This is a genomic window from Chryseolinea sp. T2, from assembly GCF_037203685.1.
In the GTDB taxonomy this organism is placed as follows: domain Bacteria; phylum Bacteroidota; class Bacteroidia; order Cytophagales; family Cyclobacteriaceae; genus Chryseolinea.
Map to the genome: position 1 here is coordinate 1 of NZ_JBBCAU010000021.1, position 8600 is coordinate 8600.

At 43.7% G+C, this 8600-nt stretch carries 5 protein-coding genes; 4 read left to right on the top strand and 1 reads right to left on the bottom strand.

What is annotated here, in order from left to right:
* Window positions 1-99 precede the first annotated feature (99 nt).
* A complete protein-coding gene (locus tag WBG78_RS30495; protein ID WP_337330334.1) occupies window positions 100-999 on the bottom strand; it encodes a hypothetical protein in 900 nt (299 codons plus the stop codon).
* Window positions 1000-1527: 528 nt separating this feature from the next.
* Between WBG78_RS30495 and WBG78_RS30500 the strand changes: the two genes are divergently transcribed.
* The 4 genes from WBG78_RS30500 (at window position 1528) to WBG78_RS30515 (ending at window position 8522) form a co-directional block, all read left to right on the top strand.
* Entirely contained in the window at window positions 1528-2952 is a 1425-nt protein-coding gene (locus WBG78_RS30500) for a hypothetical protein (protein ID WP_337330335.1), read from the top strand.
* A 187-nt stretch (window positions 2953-3139) separates the two neighbouring features.
* Window positions 3140-4501 (top strand): tRNA uridine-5-carboxymethylaminomethyl(34) synthesis GTPase MnmE, encoded by a 1362-nt coding sequence (gene mnmE / locus WBG78_RS30505; RefSeq protein WP_337330336.1) that lies wholly within the window; start codon window positions 3140-3142, stop codon window positions 4499-4501.
* A 2564-nt stretch (window positions 4502-7065) separates the two neighbouring features.
* Window positions 7066-7824: a hypothetical protein gene (locus WBG78_RS30510; RefSeq protein ID WP_337330337.1), complete on the top strand. Its 759-nt coding sequence runs from the start codon at window positions 7066-7068 to the stop codon at window positions 7822-7824.
* Window positions 7821-8522 (top strand): hypothetical protein, encoded by a 702-nt coding sequence (locus tag WBG78_RS30515; protein ID WP_337330338.1) that lies wholly within the window; start codon window positions 7821-7823, stop codon window positions 8520-8522. Before WBG78_RS30510 ends, WBG78_RS30515 begins: the two co-directional genes overlap by 4 nt.
* The last annotated feature ends 78 nt before the right edge of the window (window positions 8523-8600 follow it).

The following is an 8600-nucleotide window of genomic DNA, read 5'->3' on the forward strand; positions in this document are numbered from 1 at the left end:
GTTCTTCCTTTTTCTCTTCCATATTTGTGTCAAGTTGGTGAATTTTCAAACCTTGACACAGTTCACTTGACAGTCTCTTTCAAGCCAATAAGCAATGACTTATTTGAGTCTGCTAACGACTTCGGTCGATACCCAATAAATGTCTCCCCTGCTTGCATAGAACAGATATTTGCCATCCGAAGTAACGTAAGGGCAGAAATCATCCGTTTCGGTGTTGATGGAATCGCCGAGGCTCTTTGACGGCGTCCAGGTACCGTCGGGTTTTCGAAAGCTTACGTATAAGTCGCCGGAACCCAATCCCTCAGGTCTGTTGGCGGCAAATATCAGGTACGATTCATCGGGGGCGACAAAGACATCTGCTTCATAGTGCTCGGTGTTTACGCCAGGCCCGGCTGCAATTGCCGGTTGAAATTTTCCGTTCTTAGATTCCGCTGAGTATATATCGTAATCCCGGGAGCCATCAGTAGCGCGACCGTTCGATGAGAAATACATTTTGCCATTCTTCGTGAACGACATATAATATTCGTTGGCGTTCGTATTTATGTTAGGCCCAGCGTTGATTGGAGCAGACCACTTGTCGTTCTCGCGCTGAATATACCAGATGTCGTAGTCCTTCTTTGGTCCTTCGCCGGAGACGGACCGGTCGGAGATAAAGTAAAGCTGTTTCTCGTCAGATGAAAGAAAAGGATCATTAAAGCTATAAACGCTGTGCACCAATAACTTTTCAGGTGTTGTCCATTTCCCGTCAGCGAATTTCATGACGCGCGTCTCTGCTTTATGATTGATCTCCACCCCGTAATAGAACTCAGAACGATCTTTAGAGAACGTTGCTCCGAATTCAAACTGATCGGGTAGTGAAACCTTCCCCGGCGCATATACCATGGGCTTCACTCCAGGCGAAGTCTGATCGAGATAACGTGCATCTTTTTGTGCTTGAGACAATGAAGGCATCAGAGCCAACGTCAATGCCAGGGAAACGAGGGTGCTTTTATTTGTCATCGCAGCGAATTGCCAATAACCATGCCACTACAATTAACATATAAATTCACTGAAAGTCTACGGTACTGGCGTCCGGAAGAGCGACATACGCGTTCGTGAGCGGACGAGCCGGAGGATGGCGGAGGATTATGCCGGTTAAAATTGACTTCTTTTTATAACCAGGCTTACCCTTATCATGCTGACTTCAGTCCACAACCTTTCGAGGGCAATCTTTTGAATCGGAGTACGGTATGTTAACGTCGGATATCCAATGACAATCATAAATTGTTATACTGACCTAAAAAGTACGTGCGTGTTTTTAAGGGTACGGTTAGCGCCAGGGAAAGTTTGCCGAGAAAACAGCGCGGACGTTGATCGCCATATGTACGTGGTATTACTGAGCCGAGCAAAACGAATAAAAAGGAATAAATTATAAGCATGCAGCAGGGCAGGTCCGATGTTAAAGAGAGTACGATAAACAACGAGACCTTACACGTAGAATAATTTACACACCTTTTATATATAATAACCGCGGTGCAAATTATCGTTATGAAATTCTGGGTGTTCTTTGGATTGTTTATTTCGACGGCAACTTATTCGCAAACAGCTGAACAAAAGTCGGTGGTTATTGGAAAAAAAACTGACCATCCAAATGCATTGTTAATTGTAAATCCGCCAAACGCCGACCAGGGTGTCTTGCTGCCTCAAATAACTTCTCAAAATCGCAATGCAATGCGCCCCTCTTCTCCTAACGATGATGGTTTAATAGTTTTTGACACGACAGAGAAATCGTTTTATTGTTGGATAAACAACTCATGGGTTAAAGGACTTGGGGCAAGTCTAATACAAGACCTTACCATCACAGGCAATATTTTGTCGCTTACGAACGACATTACCAGCGTGGACTTAAGTGGAATATCCCTAACAGGTACGAATATTATTGACGGAACAATCGGTGCAAATGATATCGCCAATAGTGCGATCACACCGCTTAAAATTCAACCCGGAGGAAGCAGTACCGTTCTTTCAACTGATGGTGGCGGAATTGTGAAATGGCTACCAGCTAAAGATGCCCAGGACCTGGCGCTAACAGGAAACACGCTTTCACTAACGAATGATGCGAGTCCAGTAAATCTAAATTCATTGATTGTAAGTGGGCAATTATCAGGGCCGCTCAATGGTGTTTCGCTAACTAATAACTCGGTGACCTCAATGCAAATCAAGGATGGTGCGGTCACGTTACCCAAACTTGCAACATCAGGTACAGCAGACGGAAATAAGATATTCACAACAAACCCAATGGGTGTCCCACAACTTGAATCTAAATCGGGGATTTTGAATAACATACCAGCCAATGGAGACTTGTCAGGAAATTATCCTTCACCAGACGTAGTAAAAATTCGCGGAAACGCAATCGCCTCTGGGATACTTGGAACGAGCGACAATGGTAAAATTTTAGTTTGGGACGGTGTTCGCTGGACACCTCAGATAATACCCTCATTGAGCCCAATCTCAAAATATTATATGGTGGATCCATCCGATTTTACCGGTACGAAGGGTAACGGTCCTAAAGACCACGACAATCGATTCTTTCTGGAGTCCGAAAACAGATTCGTTACCGTTATAAAACGAAATGAGGGAACTCAGTTGATTGCACCCATACACCTGGCAGATGGCCTGACAATTCAAGAGTTTACTCTTTACTACTGGGACGAAGATCCTACAAACCTCACTTTTTCGGTGTTCAGACGCTCGCCGACAGGAGGCAACGAAAATGTTATCACCCCATATAACTCATCTGGCAGTTCAAGCACAATCAGAACCATAACCCAAAGTACCCTGGCCTCAACAAATGTGATAGACAACTCTCAGTACAGTTATCGGATTGTGATTGATCTCAATCCCGATCAGGACATCAATAATTTATCTGAGGCAAGTCAACGGATCTATGGTGTACGCATTAAATACCAATAAGCAGGGCCTATATCTTAAGCCATTCTTCCTCTGTACGTAACGCAACTATGAATTCGATGAATAACCAGCCATCTTGCTGGAATTAGGATAGCTTCATTCCAAGCCACTTTTCATACTTACAGAAACGTTTAATGCCTCGCGTTTCAAAGCTCATAATAAACATAAGCTGAGTTCATTATCTTGCGGCATGTCCCCTACCGATACCATTATTGCTCTCGCCACGCCGCAGGGCATCTCAGCCATAGCCGTAATCCGACTCTCGGGTGCAGAATCCATTTCTATTGTGCAGTCGTGCTTTCATGGTAAAGCATTGAGCGGACAGCCGTCGCACACCATTCATTTCGGATCTATTCGCGACGGATCGACCATTATAGATGAAGTACTTGTGTCCATATTCCGCGCTCCGAATTCCTTCACGAAGGAGGATAGCATCGAGATCTCCTGCCATGGATCTATGGTCATCGTACGGCAGATCGTCAAACTTTTGCTGGCGAGAGGTGCACGCCTCGCTTCACCGGGGGAATTTACGAAAAGGGCCTTCCTCGGAGGGCGCTTTGATCTTGCGCAGGCCGAAGCAGTAGCTGATCTTATTAACGCCGAAACGGATAACGCGAGGCAGGCGGCGATGAACCAAATGAGAGGGGGATTCTCTCAGGAGATACAGAAGCTCCGCGATGAGCTGGTGCACTTTGCGTCGCTGGTAGAACTCGAACTGGACTTTGGCGAAGAAGATGTGGAGTTCGCCAAACGCGACGATCTGCGGAAACTGATCATGCAGATCAAAGGCTACTTACTTAGTCTGATACAATCGTTCGATGAAGGTAACGTGATCAAGAACGGAGTGCCTACTGTAATTGCAGGTCGTCCGAATGCTGGGAAGTCGACATTACTGAATGCGCTGCTAAATGAGGAACGTGCTATTGTTTCGGATATCCCAGGGACTACACGCGATGCGATTGAAGATGAGATGGTGCTTGAGGGAATTAACTTCCGTTTTATCGATACGGCCGGGCTACGCGAAACAAAGGATGTAATAGAAGCACTCGGCATTGAACGCACGCGCGAACGCATGAAGCGTGCGTCACTTATTATTTATCTCTTTGACCTGTCGCAAACGACTATTGATGAAATAGCCGCTGAAGAAGAAAATGTTCGGCACCTGGGAATACCTTTTATCAAAGTTGGCAACAAGAAGGACCTTGCTGATCCACAGTTGGTGGAAGTATTGAAGTCACATGATTTTATATTTATAAGTGCTTCGACCAAAGACAATCTGCAGGAACTTAAAGACCGGATCCTCTCCTCTTTCCACGTTCGTACTGTTAAGGCTGGAGACGTGCTGGTAACGAATATCAGACACTATCAGAATCTTTCCCGCACGAATGATGCGCTCGATCGCGTGCTGCTGGGACTTGATATTAGCCAGACTGGTGATTTGCTGGCGATGGATATTCGGCAGGCGCTGCATTATCTTGGGGAGATCACTGGGGTGATCACGACGGATGATTTGCTGGAGAATATTTTTTCGAAGTTTTGTATCGGGAAGTGAATTAACTTTTTCTTCTTGATTTTCAGTTACTTACCACATTACATTTGCTTTTCTTTAATCAGTTCTAACAGCGTTACGATCGTTGAAACTCTATACATGCCATTTGAAACTCTCTTTCTGTAATTCTTGATTTGAGGATTTTCGTATTTGTACGTATTACTCATGTAGAGTAGATTCCGTTCATTGAAATCTCCAAACGTTGCCGCGGTTTTCAAGAAAGATAGATACATCAAATCTCACCACCTCAAGAGTGGGTCAAAACGTCTGGAATTACCAGTATCTTAATTCACCCACTGATGATCTCTCGATAATCGGAAACGCCAAGCAAATCAATTACAAACCGATTCTTAAATTAACTGGTCTTGATGGATGTGGTGCAAGACATGGAGGAATCGGTCTTTCTGGTGGATGGCTCCTTAACCTAGCCCGCGCAGTATACGATCTGGTTTGTGGACGGTCTAGCGTCATCCCCGAACCTTGCGTTGCTACTAGACTTGAAGAACCGCCTAGAAGGGGTAAGTATTGCTACCTCAGCATTAAGATGGCTTTCCAATTAAGAGAAGTCCAAGCAAAGGATTGCATTGCTATGACTCTGCTTCGGGATTGCTGAAGCAGCCACTAAGGTACGATGAGACCACTCTCTCTTCCCACCTCTTCATGCGCACGACATCTACTTCATCGGCCCATTTACACAGTACTTAGGCATTACAGTTTTTTCAACTGTGACGAAGGACGGAAAGTTTTCAATAGGCCTCACGATGAACACTGCTTCAAAAAAAGAAATTCTGGTTTTGTCTACCACCATTCATACAAGGGATCACTAACTTCTGACTCCTTACTTGACCAAAATTGTCCAATTCCTATCCTTCATCTCACCTTCTGAAAATTCATAACGCTCATAAAATTTCCTTAGTATTAATGTATCCATACTTCGATACTTTCTAATTGAATCTACGCTATATATAAATACGTTCAATTTCTTGTTTTTGCTTTTTAAAATTTGAAACTCCCACCCTCTTGTGCTTCCCATTTTCGTCAACACACCGGTATCCAATCGGTTAATCCTATTTTCAATGTAATACTGCCATTTATTGATGCTAGGAAAATCCGGCACGGTATCTGGTTCGACCTCAACCGCGATCACCTGGTTCGACCGGTTGACAACCTTCAATCTGGAATCATAATAATCACATCCAATTACCAGCATGCATAATACAATCAAAATACATTTCATTTTGGTTGGGTTGGAATTTCAATTGAATAGAATTGGAAGGGTCCAAACGGTGGATATATGCCTGGCCCGCCGCCCGGTGGCGGTTGGATTGGATGTTTGTTATTGTTATAGCCATCACTCCCGTCTTCGGAATCCCAATCTGACGGACAGCCAAAATAATTATATGAGAACCAACTAGCTGTCCACTCGGTCCAATAGGTCGAATGCTCATAATTAGGGTCATTGTTCGCTTTGTCTGCACTCACTAAGCTAGCGGGAGCTATAACAGCTACAAGCTGGTTTTCCCCATATTCGGGCTTGCAATTCGTGACCAAACTCATGACGGAGTAAATTAATGTTATGTAAATCCCGCGGATTAACAAATATACCGACCCCCGGTACAGTGAACGCCGCACCGTACTTTACCGCCTCTGCTTTCGAACCAGTAAATGGCCTAGAAGGAGGGCGTCGATCCGCCGGCAAAGTGGAAGTAAAACTACCAGATTGGCCGAACATTGACTGCGCTAAAAAAGCGGCACCAGAAATTACGTTACGATCGTATGGAATCCTAGAAGCAGTAATGGTGACCCCTTGCAGCTGCACCACATGCAAAGTGTCCATACCGTTAGGATCGACAACGTTAATAGGATTGTTGCCCAAAAGCTATAGGGAGAAATGGCATGGTAGCGATCCAGATGAGGATCCTGAGTCGTGGTCCTAGCAATTGTAGGATCATATTGCCGCCAAGAAAAATCATTAATATTTAGATTGAGCTCCGTCTGAAATTTACTTGATTGAAACATGTTTTTTTGATCTAGGCTATTTTCCCGGGCATAGCTGCGAAATGGCATACCAAAAGGGTAATAATCCTGTACGTTGACTATCCCACCTTTTGTGTGGACAATCTTAAAGTCATCGAAATACACATCGATTGGTGTAGCATTTTCATTACTGATATAAAAATACAAGTAACCAGGTGAGGAATGTCTGAAAGCTTACGAAAGTTTGCCCGATCTCCAATATATGACATTGGTATCATTTTAATTTGCAATTGGCTGTTGCAATCGTGGGTCCTACTTCATGGAAAAGCGGTCTCTTTTCAGCGGTTGTCAATGACATCAATACATCTCAAATGCAAATTAACTCAGGAAGGCATAGTGTTGAGTCAATCTCAATTACAGCATTACCAAACACCCATTGCGCCACCCCTGAAATCGGGTGTGTGTGTCGTAGGCAAATTTCCACCGTAATAATTTATGATACCCTTGAAGTTGACGGCTACAAGAACTAATTTGCAACGTTACTCCCGTTGGTTAAATCCCATTAGAACTTTCTGCTATTCTGAAAACACATGCAAGCATTGAACTTCCGGCTTAAGCACACCGCAATTGCTTTCGCTCTGCTAACCTACTATTCGATGATTGCCTGTGACAAAGATGAACAGCTAAGGTGTTTACAATGTTCTGAAAATACCGAATTACTCGATGAAGGCGACGGATATTTCAGATTTTTTCCGAGAGGGGCTAATAATGGTCCAACTTTAGTGTCGCAAGACTCTGTCTCGGGTACTCAGAGTGAATTTAGCGTTTGCTTGCCAACGGACATCGCTGACACGATTGAAGAAAGTCAGATCATAAAATCGAATTATCAAATATTTAAAACGTGCGAGGTAAATGGTCCAAATATAATTGTGGTTGAGGACATGGAGACTGTGACGAATTGCTCTCCCAGCGTCCCGGCAATAAGCAAATCATTTCCATTAGAAGTGACTATTTGGTTAATCTACTCTGTAACCACTGCTGACACCACCGTACTAGTGCCCTGCGAAACTTTTCCTCAACAGCCTATGACCTTGTTCAACAAAGGTGAGATGACCGTTTTTGACGGCGTTAACAATGTGCACGGGCCCGCAGAAATTATTCAAAACAAAATTCATCTGCACGACTATATAAAAAGCCTTGACGTAGGAACAACTGCGCAGACGTTCTTTGCTAAGCAGCTGTACCAAGTACTTTCTCGTAATAGTGAAATTACTTTCCAACTAAAGGAAAACACGTTGCTACTTACCAATCCGTTATCGCAATCCACTATTAAATTATATACTCAATGAAAGCATGGATCATAGCTATCATGATGTTGGTTACTTCAAACCAATTTGCCTTTTCTCAAAACACTCTGTTAGTCAAGCTTAGCAAGAAACAAAGTGATTCGTTTAGGGCATCGAATGTCGGAAATCGCCTTTCTGCATCGTTCGGTGAAGTTTCGATTGACAATTTCTTTGCAAAATATAAACTAAGGAATATAGTGCAAGCCTTTCCCGAAGCCAGGGCTTTCAATCATGCGTTAAAGGAAAGAATTCTACTGTACTACCGAGTGGATATTGATTACCCAATTAACGAACTTAAGGATGAGTTCATCGCTTCAGGACTATTTGAAATAGTTGAAGTTGAAGAAACGCCAAAACTGCTGGCGGTTCCGAACGACTTTGGAGTGCAGGATCCAGTCGCTAATGCTCCACATAACAACCAATGGTATTTAACAAACATAAAAGCACAACAGGCATGGGACGTTTCCATTGGTTCACCATCAATCAAGATAGCGGTGAGCGATAATGGTTTTTTACAAACACACGACGAATTGGTTTACAAGGTCCTTTATGCGGCACCAAGTTTACCAATCCAGGCGCACGGTACCGGGACAGCGGTGATCGCAGCCGGAGCAACGAATAACGGGGTTGGATTGAGCAGTATAGGTTATAACTGCTCTCTGATGCTTTATAATATGACTGTAGCTACAATGGGTTACTAGCGGTACCTGGCCGGGATTTTAGTACAGGTTAAAATTAGAGTTTTTAAATTTAACCAACTGAAATCCGTATGAAGAAGA